At 62.2% G+C, this 26,587-nt stretch carries 25 protein-coding genes and 2 tRNA genes; 15 read left to right on the top strand and 12 right to left on the bottom strand.

Annotated elements, in window-relative coordinates; genetic code table 11:
- The first annotated feature begins 127 nt into the window (after positions 1 to 127).
- The 5 genes from recA (at position 128) to PY254_RS14065 (ending at position 5,118) form a co-directional block, all read left to right on the top strand.
- On the top strand, positions 128 to 1,165 hold the full coding sequence (recA, locus tag PY254_RS14085; RefSeq protein ID WP_281012670.1) for a recombinase RecA: 1,038 nt from the start codon (positions 128 to 130) through the stop codon (positions 1,163 to 1,165).
- 32 nt (positions 1,166 to 1,197) lie between these two features.
- Positions 1,198 to 1,764, top strand: a complete 567-nt coding sequence (locus tag PY254_RS14080) for a regulatory protein RecX (protein WP_281012669.1) — start codon at positions 1,198 to 1,200, stop codon at positions 1,762 to 1,764.
- Between the two features lie 84 nt (positions 1,765 to 1,848).
- Complete coding sequence (alaS, locus tag PY254_RS14075; RefSeq protein ID WP_281012668.1) at positions 1,849 to 4,476, top strand: alanine--tRNA ligase; 2,628 nt, start codon at positions 1,849 to 1,851, stop codon at positions 4,474 to 4,476.
- 269 nt (positions 4,477 to 4,745) lie between these two features.
- The gene (csrA, locus tag PY254_RS14070; protein ID WP_281012667.1) at positions 4,746 to 4,949 is read left to right on the top strand and encodes a carbon storage regulator CsrA; all 204 of its coding nucleotides are present in this window, start codon (positions 4,746 to 4,748) and stop codon (positions 4,947 to 4,949) included.
- 76 nt (positions 4,950 to 5,025) lie between these two features.
- A tRNA-Ser gene (locus tag PY254_RS14065) sits at positions 5,026 to 5,118 on the top strand.
- Positions 5,119 to 6,359: 1,241 nt separating this feature from the next.
- Here the strand turns inward: PY254_RS14065 and PY254_RS14060 are convergent.
- The 5 genes from PY254_RS14060 to PY254_RS14040 all read right to left on the bottom strand — a co-directional run bounded on the left by PY254_RS14060 (position 6,360) and on the right by PY254_RS14040 (position 13,279).
- Positions 6,360 to 7,091, bottom strand: coding sequence for a UDP-2,3-diacylglucosamine diphosphatase (locus PY254_RS14060; protein ID WP_281012666.1), 732 nt, complete (start codon positions 7,089 to 7,091; stop codon positions 6,360 to 6,362).
- A gap of 7 nt (positions 7,092 to 7,098) precedes the next feature.
- Positions 7,099 to 7,809: a peptidylprolyl isomerase gene (locus PY254_RS14055; RefSeq protein WP_281015227.1), complete on the bottom strand. Its 711-nt coding sequence runs from the start codon at positions 7,807 to 7,809 to the stop codon at positions 7,099 to 7,101.
- Positions 7,810 to 7,872: 63 nt separating this feature from the next.
- A complete protein-coding gene (locus PY254_RS14050; protein WP_281012665.1) occupies positions 7,873 to 9,390 on the bottom strand; it encodes a Ppx/GppA phosphatase family protein in 1,518 nt (505 codons plus the stop codon).
- 82 nt (positions 9,391 to 9,472) lie between these two features.
- Positions 9,473 to 11,560: a polyphosphate kinase 1 gene (ppk1, locus tag PY254_RS14045; RefSeq protein WP_281012664.1), complete on the bottom strand. Its 2,088-nt coding sequence runs from the start codon at positions 11,558 to 11,560 to the stop codon at positions 9,473 to 9,475.
- A 99-nt stretch (positions 11,561 to 11,659) separates the two neighbouring features.
- The gene (locus tag PY254_RS14040) at positions 11,660 to 13,279 is read right to left on the bottom strand and encodes a beta-barrel assembly-enhancing protease (RefSeq protein ID WP_281012663.1); all 1,620 of its coding nucleotides are present in this window, start codon (positions 13,277 to 13,279) and stop codon (positions 11,660 to 11,662) included.
- Positions 13,280 to 13,405: 126 nt separating this feature from the next.
- On the opposite strand from PY254_RS14040, the gene grxC reads away from it, so the two are divergent.
- From grxC to PY254_RS14025, 3 genes are all read left to right on the top strand, one after another.
- Complete coding sequence (gene grxC / locus PY254_RS14035; protein ID WP_281012662.1) at positions 13,406 to 13,669, top strand: glutaredoxin 3; 264 nt, start codon at positions 13,406 to 13,408, stop codon at positions 13,667 to 13,669.
- A complete protein-coding gene (locus tag PY254_RS14030) occupies positions 13,666 to 14,046 on the top strand; it encodes a carboxymuconolactone decarboxylase family protein (RefSeq protein WP_281012661.1) in 381 nt (126 codons plus the stop codon). Before grxC ends, PY254_RS14030 begins: the two co-directional genes overlap by 4 nt.
- 165 nt (positions 14,047 to 14,211) lie before the next feature.
- Entirely contained in the window at positions 14,212 to 15,225 is a 1,014-nt protein-coding gene (locus tag PY254_RS14025; protein WP_281012660.1) for an isocitrate dehydrogenase, read from the top strand.
- An 89-nt stretch (positions 15,226 to 15,314) separates the two neighbouring features.
- Here the strand turns inward: PY254_RS14025 and PY254_RS14020 are convergent, their stop codons facing one another.
- From PY254_RS14020 to PY254_RS14000, 5 genes are all read right to left on the bottom strand, one after another.
- A complete protein-coding gene (locus tag PY254_RS14020; protein ID WP_281012659.1) occupies positions 15,315 to 16,034 on the bottom strand; it encodes a DUF2268 domain-containing putative Zn-dependent protease in 720 nt (239 codons plus the stop codon).
- A 77-nt stretch (positions 16,035 to 16,111) separates the two neighbouring features.
- Positions 16,112 to 17,065, bottom strand: coding sequence for an aspartyl/asparaginyl beta-hydroxylase domain-containing protein (locus PY254_RS14015; RefSeq protein WP_281012658.1), 954 nt, complete (start codon positions 17,063 to 17,065; stop codon positions 16,112 to 16,114).
- A 141-nt stretch (positions 17,066 to 17,206) separates the two neighbouring features.
- A complete protein-coding gene (locus PY254_RS14010) occupies positions 17,207 to 18,589 on the bottom strand; it encodes a PhoH family protein (RefSeq protein ID WP_281012657.1) in 1,383 nt (460 codons plus the stop codon).
- A 56-nt stretch (positions 18,590 to 18,645) separates the two neighbouring features.
- A complete protein-coding gene (locus PY254_RS14005; protein WP_281012656.1) occupies positions 18,646 to 19,107 on the bottom strand; it encodes a peroxiredoxin in 462 nt (153 codons plus the stop codon).
- A gap of 243 nt (positions 19,108 to 19,350) precedes the next feature.
- Positions 19,351 to 19,914 carry a glycine cleavage system transcriptional repressor gene (locus PY254_RS14000; RefSeq protein WP_281012655.1) on the bottom strand — a complete coding sequence of 188 codons (564 nt, stop codon included), beginning with the start codon at positions 19,912 to 19,914 and terminating at the stop codon, positions 19,351 to 19,353.
- 127 nt (positions 19,915 to 20,041) lie between these two features.
- Between PY254_RS14000 and dapA the strand changes: the two genes are divergently transcribed.
- Both dapA and PY254_RS13990 read left to right on the top strand, forming a co-directional pair.
- Entirely contained in the window at positions 20,042 to 20,938 is an 897-nt protein-coding gene (dapA, locus tag PY254_RS13995) for a 4-hydroxy-tetrahydrodipicolinate synthase (RefSeq protein WP_281012654.1), read from the top strand.
- Between the two features lie 35 nt (positions 20,939 to 20,973).
- Positions 20,974 to 21,564, top strand: coding sequence for a hypothetical protein (locus PY254_RS13990; protein ID WP_281012653.1), 591 nt, complete (start codon positions 20,974 to 20,976; stop codon positions 21,562 to 21,564).
- 73 nt (positions 21,565 to 21,637) lie between these two features.
- On the opposite strand, the gene fdxA is transcribed toward PY254_RS13990, so the two are convergent.
- Together fdxA and PY254_RS13980 are read right to left on the bottom strand one after the other, a co-directional pair.
- Positions 21,638 to 21,961 carry a ferredoxin FdxA gene (gene fdxA, locus PY254_RS13985; RefSeq protein ID WP_281012652.1) on the bottom strand — a complete coding sequence of 108 codons (324 nt, stop codon included), beginning with the start codon at positions 21,959 to 21,961 and terminating at the stop codon, positions 21,638 to 21,640.
- A gap of 244 nt (positions 21,962 to 22,205) precedes the next feature.
- Positions 22,206 to 22,281, bottom strand: a tRNA-Glu gene (locus PY254_RS13980).
- A 193-nt stretch (positions 22,282 to 22,474) separates the two neighbouring features.
- On the opposite strand from PY254_RS13980, the gene pcnB reads away from it, so the two are divergent.
- The 5 genes from pcnB to panD all read left to right on the top strand — a co-directional run bounded on the left by pcnB (position 22,475) and on the right by panD (position 26,585).
- On the top strand, positions 22,475 to 23,827 hold the full coding sequence (gene pcnB, locus PY254_RS13975) for a polynucleotide adenylyltransferase PcnB (protein ID WP_281012651.1): 1,353 nt from the start codon (positions 22,475 to 22,477) through the stop codon (positions 23,825 to 23,827).
- Entirely contained in the window at positions 23,824 to 24,303 is a 480-nt protein-coding gene (folK, locus tag PY254_RS13970; protein WP_281012650.1) for a 2-amino-4-hydroxy-6-hydroxymethyldihydropteridine diphosphokinase, read from the top strand. Before pcnB ends, folK begins: the two co-directional genes overlap by 4 nt.
- Before the next feature lie 58 nt (positions 24,304 to 24,361).
- Positions 24,362 to 25,192, top strand: coding sequence for a 3-methyl-2-oxobutanoate hydroxymethyltransferase (gene panB / locus PY254_RS13965; protein WP_281012649.1), 831 nt, complete (start codon positions 24,362 to 24,364; stop codon positions 25,190 to 25,192).
- Positions 25,193 to 25,241: 49 nt separating this feature from the next.
- Positions 25,242 to 26,087 (top strand): pantoate--beta-alanine ligase, encoded by an 846-nt coding sequence (panC, locus tag PY254_RS13960; protein WP_281012648.1) that lies wholly within the window; start codon positions 25,242 to 25,244, stop codon positions 26,085 to 26,087.
- Between the two features lie 105 nt (positions 26,088 to 26,192).
- A complete protein-coding gene (gene panD / locus PY254_RS13955; RefSeq protein WP_281012647.1) occupies positions 26,193 to 26,585 on the top strand; it encodes an aspartate 1-decarboxylase in 393 nt (130 codons plus the stop codon).
- Positions 26,586 to 26,587: the final 2 nt, after the last annotated feature.

The following is a 26,587-nucleotide window of genomic DNA, read 5'->3' as shown; positions in this document are numbered from 1 at the left end:
CTAACTTGACCGGTGTGGGATACTGCATCCACACATGCCGACCCGCGCCGGTGGCGCAGATCGCAGCCCGTGAGATTCCCCCCGGGCATCATGCTCCCCATTCACAGCCCAACCGGATTACAAGACGATGGATGACAATAAGCGCAAAGCGCTCACTTCTGCGCTCGGCCAGATTGAAAAGCAGTTTGGCAAGGGTGCCATCATGCGCATGGGTGATCGCGTCAATGAGGCGATCGAGACCATCTCCACCGGTTCGCTGGGGCTGGATATCGCGCTCGGTGTCGGCGGTTTGCCGCGCGGACGCGTGGTTGAGATCTATGGCCCGGAGTCGTCCGGCAAAACCACCATGACGCTGCAGGCGATTGCCAGCTGCCAGCGTGCAGGTGGCACTGCCGCGTTTATCGATGCCGAGCACGCGCTCGACCCGACCTACGCCGAGAAACTGGGCGTCAAGGTCGATGACCTGCTGGTCTCGCAGCCGGATACCGGCGAGCAGGCACTGGAAATCGCCGACATGCTGGTGCGCTCCGGTGCGGTGGACATGGTCGTGGTCGACTCGGTCGCGGCGTTGACCCCGAAGGCGGAAATCGAAGGCGAAATGGGCGACTCCCACGTCGGCCTGCACGCACGCCTGATGAGCCAGGCGCTGCGCAAGCTCACCGCCAACATCAAGAAGTCCGGCACCCTGGTGATCTTCATCAACCAGATCCGCATGAAGATCGGCGTGATGTTCGGCAGCCCGGAGACCACCACCGGCGGCAACGCGTTGAAGTTCTATGCCTCGGTGCGTCTGGACATTCGCCGCATTGGTGCGGTCAAGAAAGGCGATGAGATCATCGGCTCGGAAACCCGTGTGAAGGTGGTCAAGAACAAGGTGGCGCCGCCATTCCGCCAGACCGAATTCGAAATTTTGTACGGCGAAGGTACCTCGCGCGAAGGCGAGATCATCGAGCTGGGCGTGCGTGAAAACCTGATCGACAAGTCAGGCGCCTGGTATAGCTACAAGGGTGACCGTATCGGTCAGGGCAAGGAGAACGTGCGCCAGTTCCTGCGCGACAATCCCGCCATTGCCAACGAGGTGGATACCGAGCTGCGTGCGCGCCTGCTGGTTCCGGTCGGCAAGCCTGCGGCAGCGGCCGCCGAAGAGACGCTTGAGGAAGCGTGATTCGTGCCGATTGACGTTTCACCGCGAAATACATGGCCCGGCTTGCCCGGGCCATGTGCGTTTGCATGGTCGTGAGGCGTCGCCCCGGGTCAGGGACTACTGGCGATAATCGATCACCGGGAGAGCGGCCGGCCAAGCCCAAGCGCACAGCGTACGACAAGGCCCTGGGCCTGCTGGCACGGCGTGAGCATTCGCGCAAGGAACTTAAAACCAAACTGCGTCAGGGCGGTTACGAGGGCGAAGAGACCAGTGCTGCCATCGAACGACTTGAGGAGCAGCACTACCAAGACGACGACCGCTTCGGCGAAGTGCTGCTGCGCAGCCGGATTTCCCAGGGGTACGGCCCGATGCGTCTGCGCGTGGAGCTGAAAAGTCACGGCCTGGCCGATGCGCGCATTCGCGAGTTGCTGGATGACGCGGAGGTCGACTGGGACGCCTCGGCGGCGGCTCAACTGCGCCGTCGCTATGGTGGCGCGGGCAGCGCAGACCCCGCTGAACGGGCGCGCCGGGCACAGTTCCTCTTGCGTCGCGGCTTTGCCGCCGCCACAGTACGGAGTGTTACCCGCGCCGAAGTGGACGAGGCCGACGATATTTCCTGAGATCCATCGCCCCACGGCCATGGACGGATGGAAAGGTTGGCTTGCCTGCGGCGTGGCCCGTTACCGCCAGCCATCGCGATCCGCATGAAAACCTCTGAAATCCGCTCTGCCTTCCTCGATTACTTCCGCTCCAAGGACCACACCATCGTGCCGTCCAGCTCGCTGGTTCCCTCCAGCGACCCGACCTTGCTGTTCACCAACTCCGGCATGGTGCAATTCAAGAATGTGTTCCTCGGCAGTGAAAAGCCCGGCTATGTGCGCGCGGCGGACGTGCAGCGCTGCCTGCGCGCCGGCGGTAAACACAATGACCTGGACGCCGTGGGCTATACCGCGCGTCACCACACCTTCTTCGAGATGCTGGGCAACTGGTCGTTCGGCGACTACTTCAAGCGCGATGCGATCAGCTATGCGTGGGAATTACTGACCGGTGTGTTCAAGCTACCCGCCGACAAGTTGTGGGTCACTGTTTATCACACCGATGACGAAGCGTTCGATATCTGGAACAAGCAGGTCGGCATTCCGGCTGAGCGCATCGTGCGCATCGGCGACAACAAGGGCGCACCGTTCGCCTCCGATAATTTCTGGCAGATGGCCGACACCGGCCCGTGCGGCCCGTGCACCGAGATCTTCTACGACCACGGCGCGGATATTGCCGGTGGTCCGCCCGGTTCGCCGGACGAGGACGGTGATCGCTACATCGAGATCTGGAACCTGGTGTTCATGCAATTCGATCGCGCGCCCGACGGCACGCTGAGCCCGCTGCCAGCGCCGTGTGTGGATACCGGCATGGGTCTGGAGCGTCTGGCCGCGGTGCTGCAGCACGTGCATTCGAATTACGAGATCGATCTGTTCGTGCACCTGATCCGCGTAGCTGGTGAACTCACCGGCACGCCCGATCTTTCCAACAAATCGCTGCGCGTGATCGCTGATCACATCCGCGCTTGTTCCTTCCTGATCGTCGACGGTGTGCTGCCGTCCAACGAGGGTCGCGGCTACGTGCTGCGCCGGATCATCCGTCGGGCACTGCGCCATGGCTGGATGCTCGGTGTGCGCGGTGATTTCTTCTGGAAGATGGTGCAGCCGCTGGTTGAGGAAATGGGCGAGGCTTATCCTGAGTTGGTGGCGAAGCAGGCTTTCGTCGAAGACGCATTGCGGATCGAAGAACAGCGTTTCGGCGAGACGCTGGAGCACGGCATGCGGCTGTTCGACGAGGTTGCCGGAAAGGCAGGCAAGACTATCCCCGGCGTGGACGCGTTCCGTCTTTACGATACTTACGGTTTTCCGGTTGACCTGACGGCGGACATCGCGCGCGAGCGCGGCATGGAAGTCGACATGGCCGGCTTCGAGCAGGCGATGAATGAGCAGCGCGAGCGCGCTCGTGCTGCTGGCAAGTTCGAGGCCAAGGGGCAGATGCCGGCCGAGCTGGCCAGTCAGCTCCAGCCCACCGTATTCCTCGGCTACGAAGCCTTGAACGGCGCCGCCAGCAAGGTGCTTGGCATTGTGCGTGGCGGCAAACAGGTCAATCAATTGAGCGATGGCGAAGAGGGCCTGGTGATTCTCGATCGCACGCCGTTCTATGCCGAATCGGGTGGTCAGGTGGGTGATGCTGGCAGCTTGTCCAGCGCGGCGGGCCGTTTCGAAGTGGGCGATACGTTGAAGATGGGCGGCGTGTTCTTTGGACATGCCGGTCGCTGGCAGGGCGGCGAGCCGCTGCGTACCGGTGAATCCGTCGACGCACAGGTAGACGCGTCGCGTCGCCAGGCGATCGTGCTCAATCATTCGGCCACCCATTTGCTGCACGCGGCCTTGCGCCAGGTGCTGGGCACCCACGTCACGCAGAAGGGCTCCCTGGTGGCACCGGAAAGATTGCGTTTCGACTTTTCGCATCACAAGCCGATGAGTCACGAAGAATTGTCCAGTGTCGAGTTGATGGTGAATGCCGAGGTGCGTCGCAACGCGGCCGCCGAGACACACAACATGGGTTACGACGCGGCAATCGAGTTTGGCGCGATGGCCTTGTTCGGTGAGAAATATGGCGATGAAGTACGTGTGCTGAAGCTGGGCGATTTCTCCACCGAGCTGTGTGGTGGTACCCACGTGGCTCGTACCGGTGACATCGGTCTGTTCAAAATTGTCAGTGAAGCTGGCGTGGCCTCGGGCGTTCGTCGCATCGAGGCGGTGACTGGTGCTGGCGCGCTGGAGCACGTGGCCGATGAGGAGCGTCGCCTGGGCGAGTTCTCGCAGCTACTTTCCAGCAGTGGCGACGATGCCGTGGAAAAGCTGCGCCAACTGTTCGATCGTCAGAAGAAACTGGAGCGTGAACTGGAGTCATTGCGCAGCAAGGCGGCTGGTTCGGCTACCGCTGATCTAGCTAGTTCGGCGAAGGACATCGACGGTATCAAGGTGGTTGCCGCGCGCCTGGAGGGCCTTGACGCCAAGTCGCTGCGAGACAGCGTGGACCAACTCAAGCAGCAGCTTGGCGACTGCGTGGTCCTGCTGGCTGGCGCATCTGACGGTCGCGTTTCGCTGATTGCCGGCGTTCATGGCAAGGCCCTGGCGAAAATCAAGGCCGGCGACGTCGTGGCATATGTCGCCGCGCAGATCGACGGCAAGGGCGGTGGTAGACCGGACATGGCCCAGGGAGGTGGTGCCGATGCCCCTGGCTTGCCGGCAATTCTGACGAACTTGGCGGACTGGATTTCTACGCGATAGGCTCCCCAGCCGCCACGCCGTGCCATCCGTCATATTCTTGACTGATTGCGCGGGAGATTCGTGCTCAGTTAGTATCAAACACGTGTCGATAGGGTCGAACATGGCCCTGTCGCCAGTCAGGACGCCGAAGGAGTGTTTTGGCTGTGAGCCGGAGAGGCGGTAGGGCCTTCGATGGATCATTCGTCGAATTGTGAAAAGACGTGCGCTCAGGGGTGAGGCAACGTCGGTTCACGAGCCTTTGACCAACAGCTTTTATGGAGTAGTAAATCATGTTGATTCTGACCCGCCGGGTCGGTGAGACCCTTATGATCGGCGACGAGGTGACCGTCACTGTTCTTGGTGTAAAGGGTAATCAGGTACGCATCGGTATCAATGCACCGAAGAACGTGTCTGTTCATCGCGAAGAAATCTATCAGCGCATCAAGGGCGAAAACGAGTCGGCTGCCGACTCCCATGAGTCCCCTGAGCAGTGATGGAGTGAATTAGGTCTTTACCTTGACCGCGCCGGTTAGTATCCTTGCCGGCTTCGCAGCAATGCGGAAAAACCCCGGAGAGATGCCCGAGTGGCCGAAGGGGCTCCCCTGCTAAGGGAGTATCGGGCTAAACACCTGATCGAGGGTTCGAATCCCTCTCTCTCCGCCAGATACGCAAAGCGCCCCGCAAGGGGCGTTTTGCGTATCTGGCGGAGAGAGGTGGTGGACGAGCCACCCGTTCGACAATTTTGTCTGGAGCAAAATTGGACAGCCGCAGGCTGGCCCTGAAGCGCGCAGCGCGCAAGGGTGAGGCCCAGGAAGGGCCGAACAATCCCCGCACTCGCAATATGCGCGGTATCCGCAAGGGGCGTTTTGCGTATCTGGCGGAGAGAGGTGGTGGACGAGCCACCCGTTCGACAATTTTGTCTGGAGCAAAATTGGACAGCCGCAGGCTGGCCCTGAAGCGCGCAGCGCGCAAGGGTGAGGCCCAGGAAGGGCCGAACAATCCCCGCACTCGCAATATGCGCGGTATCCGCAAGGGGCGTTTTGCGTATCTGGCGGAGAGAGATGGTGGACGAGCCACCCGTTCGACAATTTTGTCTGGAGCAAAATTGGACAGCCGCAGGCTGGCCCTGAAGCGCGCAGCGCGCAAGGGTGAGGCCCAGGAAGGGCCGAACAATCCCCGCACTCGCAATATGCGCGGTATCCGCAAGGGGCGTTTTGCGTATCTGTCGAAGAGAGGTAGTGGACGAACCAACCGCTATTCGTCACATCCAGTGCCTGACTCTCCGAGCCATCGGCTGCGCCGATGTTCGACTACGGCATCCTGCCCACGTCGCTGACGCTTACCTCACCGTCAGACCGCGCAGCTCGACACCTTGCCGATCCACCCGCAACACCGATCCATGTTCCTACCAATTCCTCAGCACGATCCGCTCTGCTGCTTTCCCATTCAGCTCCAGCGCGTGTACGGAAACGGTGGGCAGGTTGGACTTAACAAAAAAAGGGGCGCAGATTTTTCGGGCCTGCCGATTTTGGCGGGGGCGGCACGGCGAGACAATTGGGCTTCGATCGCGGCACGAAAGCGCTCGGTTCCTTGCGCATGTCCGCGTTGAAGATGTGGTCGCAGTCTGTCGAGTTCGTCGGTCGGGGGCCCTCGGGGATGTCTCGCGTATCTGACTGAAAGACTCCCTCATCGACATGGTGTCGCGAGTTCAATAGCGAGTCCGCGCCTACCCTTCCCTGCACACAGGGGAGAGGGCTGTACGTCTTCGGCAAGTAGATGCGGGGGCTGAGCGTTCTCGCTTCTGGGAGAGCGGGTTGCGCGGCGCCTCGGCGCTCCGGGCAGTACTGAGTGACTTGCTGAGTGCACTGCGCAACTGGCACAGGTGACGCAGGGCGGCGGAAAGTTCAGCCCGTCGCCAGTCCGCGAAGTTCCACGTGGCCGCCGTCATCCACACGCAACACCGATCCGTGCTCATACCAGTCACCCAGCACGATCCGCTCAGCCGCTTCCCCATCCAGCTCCAGCGAATGCACCGCCGGCCGATGCGTATGCCCGTGGATGAGTCGCCTCACGTCGGCCTTGTGCATGGCCTCAATCACCGCGCCGGCATTGACGTCCATGATGCTTTCCATGGTGTTGCCGGTATGCGCCTTGCTGTCTTCGCGCGCCTTGGCGGCGAACGCTCGGCGGGCTTGCAGTGACATGGAAAGGATTTGTGCCGCCCATTCGGGTGTGCGCACCTGTCGGCGAACGGCCTGATAGGCGACGTCGTCGGTACACAGCACATCGCCATGCATGAGCAAGGTGGGGCAGCCCTGGATGTCATGCACGACGCCGTCGTCGAGCAAGGTCATCCCAGCCTGGGTGGCAAATGCTTCGCCGAGCAGGAAATCGCGGTTGCCAACCATGAAGTACACCGGCACGCCCGCGTCACGCACGGCACGCGTCGCGGCCGCGATGCGTGCGGGAAGTTCAGCGTCGTCGTCATCGCCGATCCATGCCTCGACCAGATCGCCAAGAATGTACAAGGCGTCGGCCTGGCGAACCTCGTCACTGGCCAGATACTTCTCGAACAGCTCGATGATTTGGGGCCGGCCGGCGTCCAGGTGCAGGTCGGCGATGAACAAGGTGGCCATCTGCTACTCAGCCTTTGCCGGGCTTGGCAGCCCGTTTGCCCGGAGCTTTTGCGGCGTGTGGGCCTTCTTCCGCAGGTTTGGCTGTGCCGGCGTTGCTGTCCGGTGCAGCGGGTGGCTGATCACCCAGTACATGGGCACTTTCAATCAGCACCAGTGGATTGGGTACGTCTGCGGCAAATGGGCCAAGCGCGCGAGTTGGCAAGGCGGCGATCTTGTCGACTACGTCCATGCCCTTGATGACCTTGCCGAACACGGTATAGCCCCAGGTCAGTCCGCTCTGGTTGCCGGCAAAATCCAGGCGGCGATTGTCCACCAGGTTGAAGAAGAACTGGGCGGTGCCGGAATTCGGGTCGGCGCCGCGGGCAACGGCGATGGTGCCGCGCAGGTTGGACAGGCCGTTGTCGGCTTCGCTGGCAATGGCCGAACGGGTGCGCTTGGGTTGCAGTTCGCGGGTGTACAGACCGCCCTGCACCAGATAACCGGGTATGGCGCGGTGCATCAGGGTGCCATCGTAGAAGCCGTCGCGGACATATTGCAGAAAGTTCGCCACGCTTTTGGGTGACTTGTCCGGATACAGCTCCAGCGTGATGTCGCCTTGTGAAGTTTTCAGGATGACCTGCGGTGCTGGTACCGAGACAGCAGGCGTCGGCTTGGTCGTCTGCGCGGCGAGTGCCAGCGGCAGGATCAGCAGCAAGGTGGCAAGCAGGGATTTCAACATGGGCATGAAATTGGTCGGGATCTCGCGCCATCATACGCGGCGATGTCGTGGAGTGGGTTTGCGTCAGTTGCCGGAGAGTTCCAGCCGCAGGCCAAGTTCGGCCATGGGCGCCTGTTCCTGCTGCAAGTCTGCTTCGCTGAGCGGGTGTTGCTCAAGCCATTTGTGCGGCAGGGTCAGGCGCAGGGATTTGCTGCTGGCGGCGAGCCGCATTTGCGGCAGTGATTCCGTGCGACGCGCACGTCGAAACAATACGGCCAGTCGCAACAGGGCCGTGGTGTAACGAGCCAATGCGCGATAGCGCTGTGGTAGTGCGGTAATCACCGACTTGTCCGGCTTGCGTCGGTGCATATCGACCACGGCGGCCAGTAACTGCTGTTCCTGACGCGAGAAGCCGGCCAGATCGGCGTGACGCAGGATGTAGGCGCCATGATGATGGTGCTGACTGTGTGCGATGGCCAGGCCGATCTCGTGCACGCGAGCGGCCCACGACAGCCACTCGCGCGCATCGCCGTTCAACTTCCAGCTACGCGCAACTTGATCGAACAGCATCATCGCGGTCGACTCGACCCGCCGTGCCTGGGCGCGGTCCACACCGTAGCGACTGGCCAGCGCGTCGATGCTGCCGGTGCGCGGGTCGCTGCCGCCGGCGCGGCCGAGCAGGTCCCACAACAATCCTTCACGCATCGAGCTTTCGCAGACTCGCAGGCGGTCGATGCCAAGCGCGGCAAACGCGGCCTCCATGATCACCACGCCACCAGCCAGTACCGGTGCGCGGTCCTCGATCAGGCCGGGCAGTTTGAGCGTATTGATCTGACCGTGTTCGATCAGCACTTCGCGCAACGCGACGAGCGATTGGGCAGTGATGCCGTCGTCGGAAAAGCCCATGGCCTGGACCACCGAGCCAATCGACTTGGCCGTACCGGAAGACCCGTAGGCATCCTGCCAGCCGGACTCGCGATAGTCCTCGGCGAATTGCTGCAGCAGTACGCCGATGTCACTGCCGGCACGCTGCCAGCGCTTGCGGTTGATCTTGCCGGCCGGGAAGAAGCGCAGCGTGGAGGCGATACAGCCGGCCTGCACGCTTTCGGTGTGCAGCGGGGCCAGGCTGCGCCCGATAATGAATTCGGTACTGCCACCGCCCACGTCGATCACCAGCCGCGGCTCGCGTGACACCGGCAGGTCATGCGCGGCGCCCAGGAAGATCAGTCGACCCTCCTCGCGGCCGGAGACCACTTCGATCGGATGCCCTAGCGCCGCTTCCGCCGACGTCAGAAAGGTTTGTGGCGAGGCCAGTTGGCGCACCGTGTTGGTGGCCACGGCGCGCACGCGCATCGAGGGCAGGCCGGCAATGCGCTGGCCGAAGCGCGCCAGGCAAGCCATTGCGCGTGCGCGCCGGTCAGCATCGAGGCTGCCGTCGGTACGCAGGCCAGCGGCCATGCGCACGGTGTCGCGCAGGCGGTCGATGACGCGAGGTTCGCCATGCTCAATGCGAGCCACCACCATGTGGAAGCTGTTTGAACCCATGTCGATCGCGGCGATCAGTTCGCCGTCGCGTATCGGTATCTGTTCGGCTGGGCTCACGCCAAGGCTCCAATGGCGGTCAAAGGACGATTCTCGCATGCATGCGCGGAATCGGTACGTCGACTGCAGATGGCTAGACGCTTCATGGACAGTAACGCTCAAGCAGTTCCAGTTGCGCGCTGCGGGGCGGGTGCTCTCCCGGCGTTGCGCGGACGTAGCGGCCATCGCTGCCGAGCAGCCAGGCCTGAGTATTGTCGGCCAGGCTGTTGGCCAGCGTTTCCTCGAACACGCGAGCGGCCAATTCGGGGTCGAGGATGGGAAACGCTACCTCGATTCGACGAGTCAGGTTGCGTTCCATCCAGTCGGCGCTGGCGCAATAGATTTCCGCCTCGCCATCATTGGCAAACCAATACACACGACTGTGCTCGAGGAAACGCCCGACGATCGAACGCACGCGAATGCGCTCGGATACCCCTGGCAGACCAGGCCGCAAAGTGCACGCGCCGCGCACGATCAAGTCGATCTCCACGCCAGCCTGCGAGGCGCGATAAAGCGCAGCGATTACCCGGGCTTCATTGAGCGCGTTGAGCTTGGCCACGATGCGCGCAGGACGACCGGCGGCCGCGTGGGCGGTCTCGCGTTCGATCTTCTCGAGCACTTTCGTGTACAGCGTGAAAGGCGAGTGCAGCAGATGCTTCAGGTTGATGATCGGCCCCAGCCCGGACAACTGCTGGAAAACCTTGTGCATGTCTTCACCGATCTCCGGATTCGCCGTCATCAAGCCGATGTCGGTATACATTCGGCTATTGGCCTGGTGGTAATTGCCGGTGGAAAGGTGCGCGTAGCGGCGCAGGGTCTCGCCCTCGCGGCGCACGATCAGCATCATCTTGGCGTGGGTCTTGTAGCCCACCACGCCGTAGACCACCTGTACGCCGGCCTCCTGCAGGCGTGTTGCCAGCCGAATGTTGGCCGCCTCGTCGAAGCGCGCGCGCAGTTCGATCACTACGGTGACATCTTTGCCATGCCGCGCTGCTTCCACCAGCAGATCGACCAGCGGAGTGTCTTCACCGGCGCGGTACAGGGTCTGCTTGATCGCCAGTACTTGCGGGTCGGCCGTGGCCTGGCGCAGCAGGTCGATCACGGCGGAGAAACTCTGGTACGGATGATGCAGCAAGATGTCGCGCTGGCTGATGATGTCGAACTTGTTGCGGCTGGTTTCGAGTGACACTGGAAGCTGCGGATTGAAGCGCGGAAATTTCAGCTCCGGGCGGTCCAGCCAGTCATAGATCAGGGCGGCGCGGATGATGTTGACCGGGCCGTCACAACGGTAGACATCGGCTTCTTCCAGTTCGAAGTTCTGTACCAGCAAGCCGGTAATCGCCTTCGGGCAATCGTTGGCAATCTCCAGCCGTACCGGTCGCGCATAGCCGCGGCCGGCCAGTTCCTCGCTGAGTGCGAGGGCGAGGTTCTCCACCTCGGCTTCTTCGACGATCAGTTCGCTGTTGCGGGTGACCCGGAACTGGTACGAACCCACCACCTTGAGACCGGGAAACATCAGGTCGACGAAGGCTTGCAGCAGTTCGGCGAGGAACACGAAGTGCTCACCCGGGCCGCTGACCTCGGTGGGTACACGGATGATCCGCGGCAACGATCGCGGTGCACGCACCAACGCCATGTTCCCTTCGTGGCCGAAGGCGTCGCGCCCGTGCAGTACCACGGCAATGTTCAGCGTTTTGTTGAGGATGCGTGGAAACGGGTGCGCAGGGTCCAGTCCCAGGGGAGACAGCACGGGCAGCACCTCGTGCTCGAAATAGCCCTGCAGCCAGCGGTGCTGTTTTGGTGTCCAGCGGTTGCGGGTGAGGATGTGGATCTGCTCGGCGTCCAGCTGCGGCCCGAGCTGTTCCTGCCAGGTGGCATATTGCTCAGTGACGAGATCGAGTACGCGGTTGCGAATTTGCGTCAGCAGCTCGCCGGAGGAGACTCCGTCGGGCCCGGGCGCGGCCGAGCCGTAGGTGTGGTGGTGCTTCAGCATGGCCACGCGAACCTCGAAGAACTCGTCGAGGTTGCTGGCCACAATGCTCAGGTAGCGCAGGCGTTCGAGCAGCGGCACGCTGTGATCGCGCGCCATCGCCAGCACGCGGAAGTTGAACTCCAGTGCAGCCAGCTCGCGGCCGAGGTACAGCTCCGGCGACTCGAGATCAAGTGGGTGCGATGGGCGGGCTGGCGTCATGGGCATGGCTCATTCTGGCCCATGGCGGCCGTCAAGGACATGTTTGACCATGCCCGCAACTTCATCCGCTTGCAGCGGGATGCGGCGAGCGCGGAGCGCTTACTGCGGTGACCCGCGATCAGGGCTGTCATCGGTCTTGATCCGGCGCTTGTGCAGTTCCATGACTAGCGGTGTCAACTCGCTGATCCGTGCCTGGATGCGCACGCGCGCGTAGTAATCCAGGTCGTCGCGCTTCAGCAGGCGCTTGAGTTGCTCCATCGCGTCGTACGGGCGGCCGGAGTAATAGCTGGCGTCCGCGTAGGCCTCGCCGGCACGAACGCTGTCTCCCGCCTTGTCGCTGGCGCGAGCATAAGCACTGTAGATCTCCGGTTCGCTGGCATTGTCCAGCAGCGGGCGCAGCAGGGTGGCGCCGAGTTGTGCCTGCGCCTTGTCACCGCCTACCGTAAGCGCGCTGGCGTAGGCCAGCGCCACGGCACGGTTGCGTGGGGACTGGTTGTTGAGTTCGGCATACAGCGTCAGTGCGGCCGCGCGCTGGCCGGCTTGAAGTCGTGCATCGGCGAGCGCCAGCTTCAGAATGAGGTTTTGCGGATACTTGCCGAGCAGGGGCTGAAGTTGTTCGATGGCCGCTGCGCCGCGACCGCTGCGGGTCAGCGCCAGGGCAAAGCCATAGTGGTTGGCGGGCGTGTCAAAGTCGCGCCGTGCCTTCAGGCTGGAGCCGTAATAGGTGGCCAGCCGGGTGGCATCCCCAGCCAGCACATGCACGCGCTCACGCATTAACGCATAGGTATCGAGTTCGCCGGCGCGCGCGGTGGCCAGCAGGGTGGCCGGGTCTTTCACGAAGGCGATGGGAGCCATGCTCTTTTGCCACTGCGTCCGCTCGATGCCGGTGGTATCCGCGCGCAGCTTCTGCGCCGCAATCAAGGCGCTTGCGCGCGCCTTGGCATCGCTGATTCGACTGGTCGTGACCGGGTGCGTTTGCAACAGCGCGGGTACATCCTCGCCGCCGGCCCCGGCGCTCATGGCGTCCTGCATCCGCTGGAAGAAGCCGGCCATCGCATTCGGATCAAAACCGGCTTTTGCCAGCGTCTGGATGCCGACGCGATCAGCTTCGATCTCGTCCTTGCGAGTGAAGTTGATCGATTTCTGGGCGATCAGCCCCTGACCACCGGCCAATACCGCCATCGGTGCATCACCACTGTGGCTGCTGGCTCCGGCTGCAATGGCGCCGAGCAGCACCAGCGCCATCAGCGGCGCGTCCTTTTTCGAATCCTCAAATGCGCGCTGCAGGTGATTCTGGGTAATGTGGCCGATCTCATGGGCAATCACGCCAGCCAGTTCGCTTTCGTCACGGGTAATGGTGATCAGTCCGGAGTTCACCGCGATGTAGCCGCCGGGCGCCGCAAAGGCGTTGATTTCCGGGTCTTTGACGATGAAGAACGAAAACGGGTTCTTCGGCTTGTCGCTGTTGGCGACCAGCCGGTAGCCAAGATCGTTGATGTAGTCGTCCAGCAGCGGGTCGTCGACGACCATGTCGAGCGCCCGCATCTGGCGCAGCATGGACGCACCGTAGTCCTGGGCTTCCTGGGGTGAAATCAGTGCGTTGGCCGAGCTGCCAAGGTCGGGCAGGCGCACATCCTGTTGGGCCGCCGCCGTACTCGCCAGCGCGGCGCAGAGCAGGGTGGTCAGCAGACGTTGCATGGGGCGTGGCGACATGGTCATGGGTTCGGCGACAATAGCATTGTGACCGTGGCTTGCCGTGTCGGTTCACTGTAGCTGGCGCGCTTGAGCTGGCGTTCATGGCCCCCATGTGAGGGGGTACGTTTTCCCAGGTTGTGGAGTGTTGCAATGCCCAAGATCGAGGTCTATTCGACCGCCGTGTGTCCTTACTGCGTGTCAGCGAAGAACCTGCTCAAGTCCAAGGGACTGGAGTGGACCGAAGTGCGCGTGGACAGTGACCCGGTCCAGCGTGACGCCATGCTGGCGCGCAGCGGTGGGCGCCGCACGGTGCCGCAAATCTTCATCAACGACCAGCACGTCGGCGGTTATGACGATTTGGTGGCAGCCGATCGCAGCGGCAAGCTGGCACAACTGCTGGAGCAGGGCGCATGAGCGACAAGCTTGCCGAATTCAGTGCGTTCCGCCAGCGCATGAACGATCGCATTCTGGCCGAGGACAATCAGGTCGTCCGACGTTTCTTCGCGCTCGATACGCAGACTTACAAGGCCGGCGCGCTGGATATGAAGACCAAGGAGATGCTCGGTCTGGTTGCATCCATGGTGTTGCGCTGCGACGACTGCATCAGCTATCACGTGGCGCAGTGCAAGCAGGCCGGCGTGCAGCGCAACGAGTTCTTTGAGGTGTTCAGCGTCGGGCTGGTGGTGGGTGGCTCGATCGTGATCCCGCATCTACGCCGCGCGGTGGATCTGCTTGACCAGCTCGAATCCGGCGAAGCGGGCGGAAGCGACGCCTGCAGCGATCACGCGTAACCTTCGAATACGGCATTTTGCAACGCTGCGTGCGAGTATTTTCAACGTCTTGCACGGCACAGCCCTGTTCGCGTGCAGGTACATGGGCGATAATCGACGGGTTTCGGTCTGCGCTTCCCCCTTGATGCGCGGACTGCTCGATCATCCGTTTCAAGGAGTTACCCCATGAGCAAGACGATAGCCGTGATCCCCGGTGATGGCATTGGCCCGGAGATCATGACCGCCACGCTGCGCGTGCTCGACGCGCTGGACTGCGGCCTGACCTACGATTTCATCGACGCCGGCATGGTCGCGCTGGACAAGCACGGAAGTCTGCTGCCCCAGGCTACGCTGGACAAGATCGCCGAACACAAGGTGGCTCTTAAGGGCCCGCTGACCACCCCGATCGGTGGTGGCTTCACCTCGGTCAACGTCACCCTGCGCCGCCACTTCGACTTGTACGCCAACGTGCGCCCGGCGGTCAGCTTCCCGGGTACCAAGTCGCGCTACGAGAACATCGACATCATCACGGTGCGCGAAAACACCGAAGGTGCCTATCGTTCCGAAGGACAGACTTTGTCTGCCGATGGCGAGATTGCCGAGTCGGTCGCCCGCAATACGCGCAAGGGCAGCACCCGTATCGTGCGCTATGCGTTCGAGCTGGCGGTGAAGAAGGGTCGCAAGAAAATCACCGCCGTGCACAAGGCGAACATCCTGAAGACCAGCTCGGGCCTGTTCCTTAACGTGGCGCGCGAAATCGCCAAGGAATACCCGCAGATCGAGTTCAACGAGATGATCGTGGACAACACCTGCATGCAGCTGGTGATGCGCCCGGAGCAGTTCGACGTGATCGTCACCACCAACCTGTTCGGTGACATTCTGTCCGACCTGTGCGCTGGTCTGGTCGGTGGCCTCGGGCTGGCGCCGGGTGACAACATCGGCGAGCACGCGGCAATCTTCGAAGCCGTACATGGTTCGGCGCCCGACATCGCCGGCAAGGGCATCGCCAACCCGTGCGCGCTGCTGCTGGCCGCCGCCGACATGCTCGACTACCTGGACATGGTGGCCAAGGGTGACCAGCTGCGCCAGGCGATCCGCGCCACCATGACCGACGACCGTGACAGCGTCACGCCGGACGTCGGTGGCAAGGGCAGCACCAGCACCTTTGCCGATGCGCTGGTGAAGCGCATCAAGGGCTGATGTCTTGATGGCTGCCAGGCAGCGGCATCTAGCCGCGATTTCCTTCCCTAAGTGAAAGATGTGCAGCCGGGTTGCAGGCGGCGGAAGGCTCAGCCTTTGCTGCTTGCTGCCCGAGGTTGCCTGAACAGGGCTTGCCATCGTGACGATGGCGGCAGAGGAATATCCGCCATGGCCAGGATGTCTTCGCAAGACGTTTGCGCGAGTTCCGCCGCCGAAAGGCCGGACGCGGCGATGGCACGGTCGGCGATGAACAAGCCGGCGCGATAGCCAATCAACAGGCGCCCATCCGGATGATGAAACATCCATTTGGCGTAGGACTTTGCAAGGATGGGGTAGACCGGCAGCGCCAGAAGTTCATCGACCCAATCGCGCACGTCGCTCGGGTACTGGGTCCAGGGCGCGGCATGACCTGCGGCGTCGCGTTCAAACGCGACAGCCAGACCTTCATGAACCACGCCATCGATGAATCGTTTGCGTCGCGTACCGCCAAAAAAGCACCAGCCACGAACCAGATGATGACATTCGTGGAACAGCGCGGCGCGCAAATGCTCCCGCAACAAGGCGGCGCTACCCTTGGGATGAGTGGGGTCCAGCGAGAACGACACGCTGCGCTTCGTATTCGATCGGGCACCGAAGCCAAGCTGAGGGATGACGCGTCCGCGGCTGGCGATACGCAAGCGAACCATCTTGGGCAATGCCGGTAGAAGAGTGCGCAGCTCCGTGGCGGTGTCGGCGCAGATTTCCTCGGCAATTTGCCGATCGTCGTTCGACAAATGACGGTGTGGGTCATCAAAAATCAACTTGAACATGCGATTCCATTCGTTTGGGTGTTGTACCAATGGCATGTGTCGAGGTGTTGATTCAGGGCGACGGCAAGCTTGTCCGATTAGCGAAAAAACGGCCACGGCGCCAGGAAGATCACCCACATCAGCAGCAGGATGCCGATGTACTTGATCGTTTTGTACAGCGTCCGGTGGCGTCGCTTGAATTCCACCTTCCAGCGATGTGTCGCGCCCTTGCGCTGGCTCAGGGAGTACAGGCGATTGACGAAGCCGGTTTTCTCGGTGCCCGCATCGCTGTTGGGCGAGGCGGTGATCTTGCCCATGAACGCACCAACGCGATGGTTGATCGCACTCATCCAGCGCATGCGCAACGGACGCTCGACATCGGCGAACAGGATCACCCGGGTCTGGTCGGTCTTGTTTTCCACCCAGTGCACGAAGGTTTCATCAAAGACCACGTCCTTGCCATCGCCCCAGGCGTGTTCCTCGCCATCGACGAAGATGCGGCAATCCCGCGAGTTCGGCGTGATCAGACCGAGGTGATAGCGCAATGAGCCAGCGAACGGGTCGCGATGGGGGTTGAGTTTGCTGTTCGGTGCCAGCGTGGCGAACATCGCTGCCTTGATGCCGGGAATCGCATTGAGCAGTTCCACCGTTTTCGGGCACAGCGCCTGGGCCGAGGCCAGCGGCTCGCCGTACCACTTCAGATAGAAACGCTTCCAGCCCTGTTTGATGAAGCTGTTGAAGCTGGCGTCGTTGTTTTTGGTGGTGCCGCGAATGTGACCGTCTTCGGTCAGTCGCATCGCCTCGTCGCGGATCGTCTGCCAGTTCGCCTGCAGCAGGTCCAGTTCCGGAAAGCCGCGGCGGTCGAGAATGGGTTTGGCCGGCACCGCAGAGAACGCGTACATCAGCAGGTTGTACGGGGCGAAGATCGCCGAGTGATCGACCAGCTGGCGATCGAAGCGCAGCCGCACGCGGCCGCGCAAATGCACCAGCAGCACGCAAAGCGCGAAGAACACGAACAGCGCGAGCAGAACGAGGCGAGTGGTGAGGATCATGTCGAACGGCACAACCATGGCAGGGTGTTGAGTGCCGTCATTCTACTCGCTTGCCGTTGTGCTGCCCGGTCTCGTGGCTCTCGCCGGCCCATTCCGAAAGTCGCTCCTCGCATCAAGAAGCGACTTTCGGCAGGCGCTCTGTCAGAGTGACTCGGCGGCGAAGTCCGCCAGCCGCGAACGCTCCCCTCGTCGCAACGTGATGTGCGCCGAATGTTCCCAGTCCTTGAAGCGGTCTACGGCGTAGGTGAGGCCGGAAGTCGTTTCGGTGAGGTAGGGCGTGTCGATCTGTTCGACGTTGCCGAGGCAGACGATCTTGGTGCCGGGGCCGGCACGCGTGATCAGCGTCTTCATCTGTTTCGGGGTGAGGTTCTGTGCTTCGTCGATGATCAGGTAGCGCGACAGGAAGGTGCGTCCGCGCATGAAGTTCAATGAGCGGATCTTGATGCGCGAAGTGAGCAGGTCGTTGGTGGCCTGGCGGCCCCAGCTGCCGCCGTCTTCGGGATTGGTGAGCACTTCGAGGTTGTCGGTCAGCGCGCCCATCCATGGCGTCATTTTTTCTTCCTCGGTACCCGGAAGAAAGCCGATGTCCTCACCCACCGAGACGGTGGCACGAGTCATGATGATCTCTCGGTAACGCTGCTGGTCCATCACCTGGGCCAGTCCGGCGGCGAGTGCCAACAGTGTTTTTCCGGTGCCGGCGTTGCCGAGCAGGGTAACGAAGTCGACGTCGGGGTCCATCAGTGCGTTGAGAGCAAAGTTCTGTTCGCGGTTGCGAGCACCGATGCCCCAGACGTGATGGTTGGCGTGCGAATGATCGTCCAGCAGAACCAGCGTGGCATGCACGTCGTCCAGATGCAGTACGCGCAATTCGACGGCGTTTTCTCCCGGCAGGAACAGGCATTGATTCGGGTGCCAGTCGTCCTCCTCACGTCGGTTCACTTCGTAAAAGGTGCGGCCACGCTCGCTCCATGAGCGCACTTCCGGGTGCAGGTTCCAGAAGTCTTCATGCAGCTCGGCGGCGCCGGTGTAGAGCAGCGAGAAATCGTCCAGCGCGCGATCGTTTTCGTAATCCTCGGCCACCAGCCCGTTGATGCTGGCCTTGATCCGCAGGTTGATGTCCTTGGTAACCAGGATCACGCCGCGTTCGGGGTTCTGGTCGCGCAGTTCGATGACGGCGGCAAGGATCTGGTTGTCGGCCTTGCTGTGGCCGTTGCTACTGGTGCGATGCTGGAAGTACAGGCGGCCCACCGAGCCGCCACGCTTTAGCTTGATGCCTTGCGGGTTGCTCAACTCCAGGCCATCGGCGAGATCATGGTGTTTGCCCAGTTCGATCAGCTCGTTGAGGAAGCGGCTGACCTGGCGTCCGTTGCGCGAGACTTCGGAGGCCCCTTTCTTTTTTTCGTCCAGTTCCTCCAGTACGGTCATCGGGATGAAGACGTCATGTTCCTCGAAGCGGAACAGCGAGGTCGGGTCGTGCAGCAGGACGTTGGTGTCGAGAGCGTAGATGCGCTTGCTTCCGGTCATGCGGAAGTGTCCTCACTGGTGGGTGGAAGGGACGGGCGGAACAACGGCGTGCAGCGTCAGCTTGCAGGAATGGCGTCAAGGACGGCCTGAGCGTGGCCGGCGACTTTCACCCCACGCCATTCAGATGCGAGCTTGCCGTCTGGATTGATCAGAAACGTGCTGCGTACGATGCCCATATGGCGTTTGCCATAAAGCACTTTTTCGTGAATCACGTCGAAAGCCCGACACCAGTCCTCGTCCGGGTCGGAAACCAGTGAGAACGGCAGCTGCTGTTTTGCGATGAAGTTGGCATGTGATTTTTGCGAGTCGCGCGAGACGCCGATGATCTCGGCGTTGCGCTTGCGAAAGTCTGGATGAAGATCTCGGAAGTCCTTTGCTTCAGTGGTGCAGCCGGGGGTGGAATCCTTCGGATAGAAATACACCACCACCCACTGACCCTTGAGGCTGGCCAGCTTCAATTCCCTGCCGTCGCCGGTGAGGCCTTTGAGTGGGGGCAGCTTTTTGCCGATTTCAGGCATGACGACTCCTGCGCGACGTTGCAACGTCGCGAAACATGAAGGGAAGAGGGGTTGCGTCGGTTATCGCTGCGAGCACGACAAGGCCGTCAGATGGGCCATCAACGATCGTGGTAAGTCGACTCGCTGGCTGCAATGAACAGTCCTCTGGCAAGCTCACGAGCCCAGACTAGCGCGGCTGGCTGGGTGTCGGACAGGCCTTGTCAGAACGAGGTGTTCGCGCGATGCTCGGCGGATAATGCGCGCTCAGAACTTGACCGGGTCCATGATCGCGTCCAGATTCAGGCCGTCACACAGTTCCAGAAAGTCATCACGCAATGCCGCGATGTGGATTTCCGCCGGAATGCCGATAGTGAACTGCGCCTGGAACATCTCCGCGCCGGTCTGCATCGCCTGGTAGCGGGTGGAGTTGAGTTGCTCCACGCTGATGCCGTGTTGACTGAAGAAATCCACGATGTGCGCCACGATTCCGGAACGATCCGCTGCCACTACCTCGACCAGATACGGCAGCAGGTGCGAGCTGTTCTGGCGTGGCCCGGTCCGGTAATGCACCAGCCGGATGCTCTCGTCGCGGGCCAGCTTGACCAAGGCAGTTTCCAGTTTGGCCAATGCATCCCATGCACCGCTGGCCAGCATCATCAGCGACGTTTCCGTGCCGATGGTGGCAACCCGCGATTCGGACAGGTTGCAGCCAGCGTCAGCAATTCGTCTGGCCAATGCGAGCAGGGGGGACTGGGTCGCGCTGGTCAGTGCATGGATCAGCAACTGATTGTCGTTGCCTGCGCGCGCGTTGCCGGAAGAAGGTTTCAAGGAGGTCCGCCTGTGTAACGTCCACCGCGTGATGCGGAACACTGAAGATTACTCCGATCGAGCTTACTTGCCCGGCTCGCAAAGCGGCAAGTAACATGCACGGCTTGCCTTGCATGGGAATCGTGTCTTGAACATTGGCGGAAGCATCTGCGCGCTGGTCACTCCGTTCATGTCCGACGGGGCGCTCGACCTGGCGGCGTTTGGCCGATTGCTCGATTACCAGATCGCTGGTGGCACGCAGGCGCTGGTGGTGGCCGGTTCCACCGGCGAAGCCCACATGCTTGAACACGAGGAGTTCGAGCGCCTGTTGGCGTTTGCACTCGAACGGGTGAATGGCCGCGTGCCGGTGATTGCGGGTACCGGCGAAGCGGGCACCGCCAAGACGGTGGCATTGACGCGGCGGGCTGCTGCGCTTGGCGCCGACGCGGCCCTGGTGGTGGCGCCGTTCTATGTGCGCCCCACCCAGGAAGGCCTGCGTCGGCATTACCTCGACGTGGCTGAGCACGGCGATTTGCCGATCTTGCTTTACAACGTGCCGACGCGCACCGGTTGTGACATCCAGCCGGAGACGGCGGCGGCGTTGCGCGACCATCCGATGATTGTTGGCATCAAGGAGGCGCGCGGCGATCTTCAGCGAATTTCCGCGCTGGCGGAACTTGTGCGTGCGGATTTCGTCTACCTGTCCGGTGACGACGGTACGGCCGGGCAGGCGATGCTTGCCGGTGCCGCTGGAACGATTTCGGTGGTAGCCAACCTGGTGCCAAGGGCTTTTCGCGCGCTGTGCGATGCGGCAACTGATGGTGACTCGACCGGTACGGCCGCGTGCCACGCTGCGCTGGAGCCGCTGGTCGAGGCGCTCAATTGCGCGCCCAACCCGATTGCGGTGAAGGCCGGCTTGCCGGTGCTGGGGCTGGGATTGGCCTTGCCGAGGTTGCCGCTGGTGGAATTGAACGACGGTCCGGATCGCGCACGATTGCACCAAGCGCTGTCCAGTCTGGCATCCTTGGCAAGTGCGGCCGCTTGACGGTTGCCTGACTTAAATTAACGGAATCCGATTACATGAAGAAAACTTCGCTTCTCCTGGCCCTGCCGGCCGTGGCCCTCAGCGGCCTGTTGCTCTCCGGCTGCGGTGCGTTCCGTTCGCACAAGGCCTGGGACACCGCCCTGCAGGAGGCCCCGCTGGAGATTCCGCCTACGCTTGACCGGCCGTCGACCACCGAGGCGCTGGTGATTCCTCCGCCCGGCGCCAACCTGCCCACCTCGAGCGGTGCCACGGCGCGCACCGGTTCGATGAACGGTCAGATCAGTGACGGATTCGTGCTCGCCAGCAATGTCGACGAGGTCTACCGCAAGGTCGGTCAGGCGTTGGAAGGTGGTGCTATGGGTGAGTTGGTGGCGCACGATGACACCGCACACAGCTACACATTGAATGTTTCGGACGCTGTCGTGCAACAGAAAAAGAAGGGCTTTTTCAGTCGCATGTTCGGTCACGACAAGAACAGCTCGTTGCAGGCGCCTGCCGCCGGCTCGCGCCAGGTGCAGGTCAGCGTCAACACCAGCGGTAGCACCGGCAGTGAAGTGCGCGCTACCGGCAACCCCGCTGTGGTAAGCAAGGTGGTGGACCTGTTGAAGGCACGTCTGGGCGGCTGAAGCCTGCCGAACGCGTCACATGAAAACGCCGCCCGAGGGCGGCGTTTTCGTATCGGGAGTTTGCGCGGAAGTATCAGCGCTGCAGCAGTTCCAGCTTGCCTGACTTGCCTTCCCAGTCCTTCGCGTCGACGGGAGCGTCTTTGCGTTCGGTGATCACTGGCCAGCCCTTGGCCAACTCGGCGTTAAGTGCCACCAGCGCTTCCTGGCCTGCGGGTACATCATCTTCCGGATAGATCGCATTGATCGGGCATTCTGGTTCGCACAAGGTGCAGTCGATGCACTCATCCGGATCGATCACCAGAAAATTGGGGCCTTCGTGGAAGGCGTCGACCGGACAAACCTCGACGCAATCGGTGTACTTGCACTTGATGCAGTTGTCGATGACAACGAAAGTCATGAAATAGCCCGCTCGTAGCTCTTATGAAGAGTGCGGCCATGGATGGCCGCCTTTGATCTCCGCCGGGTACGACAGGGCTGTCAGTTGACGGCAAGCGTACCGAGTGCGGCGATCATGGATGATCGCACAGGTGACGCCGAGTGCGGTCATGGATGGCCGCTTCTGACCCAGCCAGTGACCGTCCCCGCCGCGGGTCGTCGAGACCTTTCCCGAAAACGGCAATCATGGAAGATTGCAAAAGTAATGGTGCTCCCTACGAGACTCGAACTCGTGTTCCCGCCTTGAGAGGGCAGTGTCCTAGGCCACTAGACGAAGGGAGCGTTATGCAGCGAGGCGCGCTAGTATAGCGGAATTGTTCCGCCCGGCAATGCCTGCCCCGCATCAGGCTGCGTTGCCCGGAACAGGCCCTTCGGTGCACGCGTTTCGTGCGCTGCGTGGGACGGTTCGCGGAGCGGCGCACCGCGATATATTGCAACCGACGGGCAGCTTTGCTCTGCTAAGGATTCCGACCGCTTGAATCTTCAAACAACGATCGACGCCACGCCGACGCTGCGGATCATTCCGCGCGACCAGCACATCATTTCGCGCAAGAACATCAGCAAGGCGGCGTTGCGCGTGCTGTACCGACTCAACGAGGCTGGCCATACCGCTTATCTGGTAGGCGGGGCGGTACGCGACCTGCTGCTGGGGCTGCAGCCGAAGGATTTCGACGTGGCCACCGATGCCACGCCCGATGAAGTGAAAAGGCTGTTCCGCAACTGTCGCCTGATCGGTCGACGCTTCCGTCTGGCGCACGTGGTGTTCGGTCCGGAAATCATCGAGGTGGCTACTTTTCGTGGCATCGGCGAAGAAGGCGGCGAAGGTGATCGCCACATCGTCGACGGCCTGATCGTGCGTGACAACATCTGGGGCACGATCGAAGAGGACGCAATCCGCCGCGACTTCCGCGTCAACGCCATGTACTACGACATCAGCGATTTTTCGGTACGTGACTACGTCGGTGGCATGCAGGATCTGCAGGACCGGATGTTGCGCCTGATCGGCGACCCCGATATCCGTTATCACGAAGATCCGGTACGCATGCTGCGCGCCGCGCGTCTGGCGGCGAAGCTGGACATGCAGATCGATGCTGCGGCGATGGCGCCGTTCGAGACGCTGGGGCCCTTGCTGGCCGATGCTGCGCCGGCACGTCTGTTTGACGAGTCGTTGAAGATGTTCCTGTCCGGCAACGGCCTGAAGAGCTTCCGCATGCTGGAGCATTGCGGCCTGCTGAAGTTTCTGTTTCCCGCCACGGCACGCGCGCTGAAACGCGGCGACCAGGCGCTGCGCTCGTTGGTCGAAAATGGCCTGGCCAATACCGACGCACGCATCCACGAAGGCAAGTCGGTGACGCCGGCCTTCCTGTTCGCGGTGTTGCTGTGGGGTGAAGTGCGCGACGTGGCGCACCAGTTGATTGGCCGCGGCATCGAGAGCAACGAGGCGTGGGCACAGGCTGCCGCGCGGGTCGTGGGCGAGCAGTGTCAGCGGGTAGCGATCCCGCGCCGGTTCACCTTCACCATGGAAGAAATCTGGTCGTTGCAACCGCGTTTCGAGCAGATCCAGCGCAAGCGCGTGTTCCGTTTGATGGCGCATCCGCGCTTTCGTGCGGCATTCGACTTCCTCCTGCTGCGTGCGGACGAGTCGCCGGCCATGCGTGAGTTGGGCCAGTGGTGGGCGCACGCACAACAGCTTCCGCAAGATGTGCTGGCCTCGGCGTTGCCAGCCGGTGGTGGTGGCAGTGACTACATCCCGGCGCCGGTGGCAGCCAAACCGCCGCGGCCGCGTCGGCGTCGCCGCAAGCCAGGCAACAAGTCGGGTTCTGCATGAGTCTTGCCTACGTGGCGTTGGGCAGCAATCTTGGCGATCCACGGCGGCAGGTGCTCGACGCAATGGACGCGCTCGAACAATTGCCGACGACACGTTTGCTGCAGCGTTCATCGCTTTACCGCACCGCGCCCTGGGGTGTGCTGGAGCAGCCACCCTTCATCAATGCCGTGGTGGAACTGGATACCGAACTGGCGCCGCGTGTCTTGCTGGATGCCTTGCTGGCGATCGAGCAACGCGCCGGCCGGGTGCATGCCGAACGCAACGGGCCGCGTACACTGGATCTGGATCTGCTGCATGTCGAAGGCGTCCAGCTGGATGATCCGCAACTGACGTTGCCGCACCCCCGTATGGCCGAGCGTGCTTTCGTGATGTTGCCGTTGGGCGATATTGCACCGCACTTGTGTGTAGCCGGAAACGCCACCGTGGCGGAGCAACTGGCTGCACTTGACCTGTCCGGCTGCGAACGCGTCGCTTGAGCCATCAACGTGGCGCGCCGGATAATCGGCGGCCCAGCATCATTGATCAGGAATTGCCGTGTACGTGCAGAACGCCAGTGTCCCCGACCGCAAGCCGGTGACCGTGCCAGGCCTGCTTGCGATGAAGGCCGAAGGTCGGCGCATCGTCATGCTTACCGCTTATGACGCCAGCTTTGCCTGGCAACTGGAATCTGCCGGAATAGATATCGCCCTCGTTGGCGATTCGCTGGGCATGGTGGTGCAAGGGCACAACAGCACCTTGCCGGTAACGCTCGACCACATGGTTTATCACACCACCGCGGTGGCACGTGGACTGTCAGCCACGTTGCTGGTCGCGGATCTGCCGTTCATGGCTGATCGCGATGTGGCGCATGCGCTGGAAGCTGGCGCGCGACTGGTTGGTGAAGCCGGTGCGGCGATGGTCAAGATCGAAGGCGCGGCACCCCACATCCTGGAGGCGATTGCCGGATTGAGCGCGCGCGCCATTCCGGTTTGCGCGCACCTCGGGCTCACTCCGCAATCAGTGCATAAATTCGGCGGCTTTCGTATCCAGGGACGCGAACAGGTCGCTGCCGATCGCGTGCTGGAGGAGGCGCAGGCGGTGCAGGCCGCTGGTGCCGACTTGCTGGTCATGGAAGGTGTGCCGGTGGAACTGGGGCGGCGGGTGACCGCGGCGTTGTCGATACCGGTGATCGGCATTGGTGCCGGGCCGCATTGTGATGGCCAGGTCTTGGTGATCCACGACATGCTCGGCATCACGCCGGGCAAACGACCGAAATTCAGCAAGGATTTTCTGGCCGGGCGCGACTCGGTGGCCGCGGCGATTGCCGCGTATGCTGACGACGTCCGCAGCGGCGCCTTCCCGGCGCCCGAGCATTGTTTCAACTAATCCTGTTTCTACCGGGCTTGTTTCAACCGAGCTGGCGAGTCGACCGATCATGCAGACCGTACAAGACATCCCCGCCCTGCGTGCGGCGATCCGTGGCTGGCGCACGCAGGGCCAGACGGTGGGTTTCGTGCCGACCATGGGCAACCTGCATGCCGGTCACCAGTCGCTGATCAAGCTGGCGCGTGCGCGCAACGAGCGGGTTGTCGCCAGCGTGTTCGTCAACCCGACCCAGTTCGGTCCGAACGAAGATTACGACCGGTATCCGCGCACCCTGGTGCAGGATCAGGCGGCGTTGGCCGAAACCGGCTGTGACCTGCTGTTTGCGCCGGAAGTCGCCACGATCTACCCGTTTGGTCCCGAGCAGAGTGTCAGCGTGCGCGTGCCGCGGATCACCGACACGCTGGAAGGCGCGCACCGACCGGGTCATTTCGATGGCATGGCGACCGTGGTGTGCAAGCTGTTCAACCTGGTCCAGCCGGATGTGGCGGTGTTCGGCCAGAAGGACTTCCAGCAGCTGAAAGTCATTGAACGAATGGTGCGCGACCTGGGGCTGCCGCTGAAGGTCATGGCGGCACCGATTCTGCGTGCCGATGATGGCCTGGCACTGAGTTCGCGCAATCAGTACCTGAGTGCCGAAGAGCGTGCGCGCGCGCCGTTGATCCACGACACACTGCAAAAGATGCGCGAGCTGCTGGTTCAGGGGCATCCGTGGCAGGCGATCGAGCAAACCGCAAGTGCACGCCTGCAGCGGGCGGGTTTTGTTCCGGATTACGTGGCGATCCGGCGTGCCGACGACCTTGCCGAGCCGGCCGGGGGCGAGTCCAGCGGTCTGATTGCGCTGGTAGCTGCACGAATGGGCAAGACCCGGCTGATCGACAACCTGCTGCTGGACTGAGTCGGCCGCAAGTCCGGCGGATGCGCGGCCGATGTTGCGATGCAGCGTCAGCAGTTCGATAATGTCGGACTTTGCAGGCTGATCCTGCCGGAAACCAAGATTCCCATGCATCTGAACATGCTCAAGGCCAAGATCCACCGCGCCACGGTGACCCACGCCGAATTGCACTACGAAGGCTCGATCGCGATCGACGGACTGCTGCTGGACGCCTCCGGTATCCGCGAGTACGAACAGATCCACGCCTGGAACGTCAACAGTGGCCAGCGTTTCGTGACCTACGCGCTGCGCGCCGAGGAAGGCTCCGGCATCATCTCGGTGAATGGCAGTGCCGCGCGCAGTGCGCAGACTGGCGACATCGTGATCATCGCCGCCTTCGTGCAGCTGAGCGAAGCCGAGCTGGACAACTACCAGCCCACCTGCGTCTACATTGCAGCCGGCCCGGGCAACCACATCAGCCACACCAATCGCTCGATCCCGAAGCAGATGGCTGACGGCTGAGT

This window comes from Rhodanobacter sp. AS-Z3 (assembly GCF_029224025.1).
GTDB lineage: Bacteria > Pseudomonadota > Gammaproteobacteria > Xanthomonadales > Rhodanobacteraceae > Rhodanobacter.
The sequence above is the reverse complement of the archived record's forward strand: the minus strand, read 5'-3'. Positions and strand labels throughout refer to the sequence as shown.

Excerpts from the sequence above, each read along its gene's own strand:
- PY254_RS13990 (WP_281012653.1), top strand. The coding sequence starts at position 20,974 with ATGAAGAAAACTTCGCTTCTCCTGGCCCTGCCGGCCGTGGCCCTCAGC.
- PY254_RS14010 (WP_281012657.1), bottom strand. The coding sequence starts at position 18,589 with ATGACCGGAAGCAAGCGCATCTACGCTCTCGACACCAACGTCCTGCTG.
- alaS (WP_281012668.1), top strand. The coding sequence starts at position 1,849 with ATGAAAACCTCTGAAATCCGCTCTGCCTTCCTCGATTACTTCCGCTCC.
- ppk1 (WP_281012664.1), bottom strand. The coding sequence starts at position 11,560 with ATGACGCCAGCCCGCCCATCGCACCCACTTGATCTCGAGTCGCCGGAG.
- panD (WP_281012647.1), top strand. The coding sequence starts at position 26,193 with ATGCATCTGAACATGCTCAAGGCCAAGATCCACCGCGCCACGGTGACC.
- PY254_RS14055 (WP_281015227.1), bottom strand. The coding sequence starts at position 7,809 with ATGTTGAAATCCCTGCTTGCCACCTTGCTGCTGATCCTGCCGCTGGCA.
- PY254_RS14020 (WP_281012659.1), bottom strand. The coding sequence starts at position 16,034 with ATGTTCAAGTTGATTTTTGATGACCCACACCGTCATTTGTCGAACGAC.
- PY254_RS14015 (WP_281012658.1), bottom strand. The coding sequence starts at position 17,065 with ATGATCCTCACCACTCGCCTCGTTCTGCTCGCGCTGTTCGTGTTCTTC.
- PY254_RS14030 (WP_281012661.1), top strand. The coding sequence starts at position 13,666 with ATGAGCGACAAGCTTGCCGAATTCAGTGCGTTCCGCCAGCGCATGAAC.
- PY254_RS14005 (WP_281012656.1), bottom strand. The coding sequence starts at position 19,107 with ATGCCTGAAATCGGCAAAAAGCTGCCCCCACTCAAAGGCCTCACCGGC.
- folK (WP_281012650.1), top strand. The coding sequence starts at position 23,824 with ATGAGTCTTGCCTACGTGGCGTTGGGCAGCAATCTTGGCGATCCACGG.
- PY254_RS14060 (WP_281012666.1), bottom strand. The coding sequence starts at position 7,091 with ATGGCCACCTTGTTCATCGCCGACCTGCACCTGGACGCCGGCCGGCCC.
- grxC (WP_281012662.1), top strand. The coding sequence starts at position 13,406 with ATGCCCAAGATCGAGGTCTATTCGACCGCCGTGTGTCCTTACTGCGTG.
- csrA (WP_281012667.1), top strand. The coding sequence starts at position 4,746 with ATGTTGATTCTGACCCGCCGGGTCGGTGAGACCCTTATGATCGGCGAC.
- panC (WP_281012648.1), top strand. The coding sequence starts at position 25,242 with ATGCAGACCGTACAAGACATCCCCGCCCTGCGTGCGGCGATCCGTGGC.
- PY254_RS14040 (WP_281012663.1), bottom strand. The coding sequence starts at position 13,279 with ATGACCATGTCGCCACGCCCCATGCAACGTCTGCTGACCACCCTGCTC.
- PY254_RS14025 (WP_281012660.1), top strand. The coding sequence starts at position 14,212 with ATGAGCAAGACGATAGCCGTGATCCCCGGTGATGGCATTGGCCCGGAG.
- PY254_RS14080 (WP_281012669.1), top strand. The coding sequence starts at position 1,198 with ATGGCCCGGCTTGCCCGGGCCATGTGCGTTTGCATGGTCGTGAGGCGT.
- fdxA (WP_281012652.1), bottom strand. The coding sequence starts at position 21,961 with ATGACTTTCGTTGTCATCGACAACTGCATCAAGTGCAAGTACACCGAT.
- recA (WP_281012670.1), top strand. The coding sequence starts at position 128 with ATGGATGACAATAAGCGCAAAGCGCTCACTTCTGCGCTCGGCCAGATT.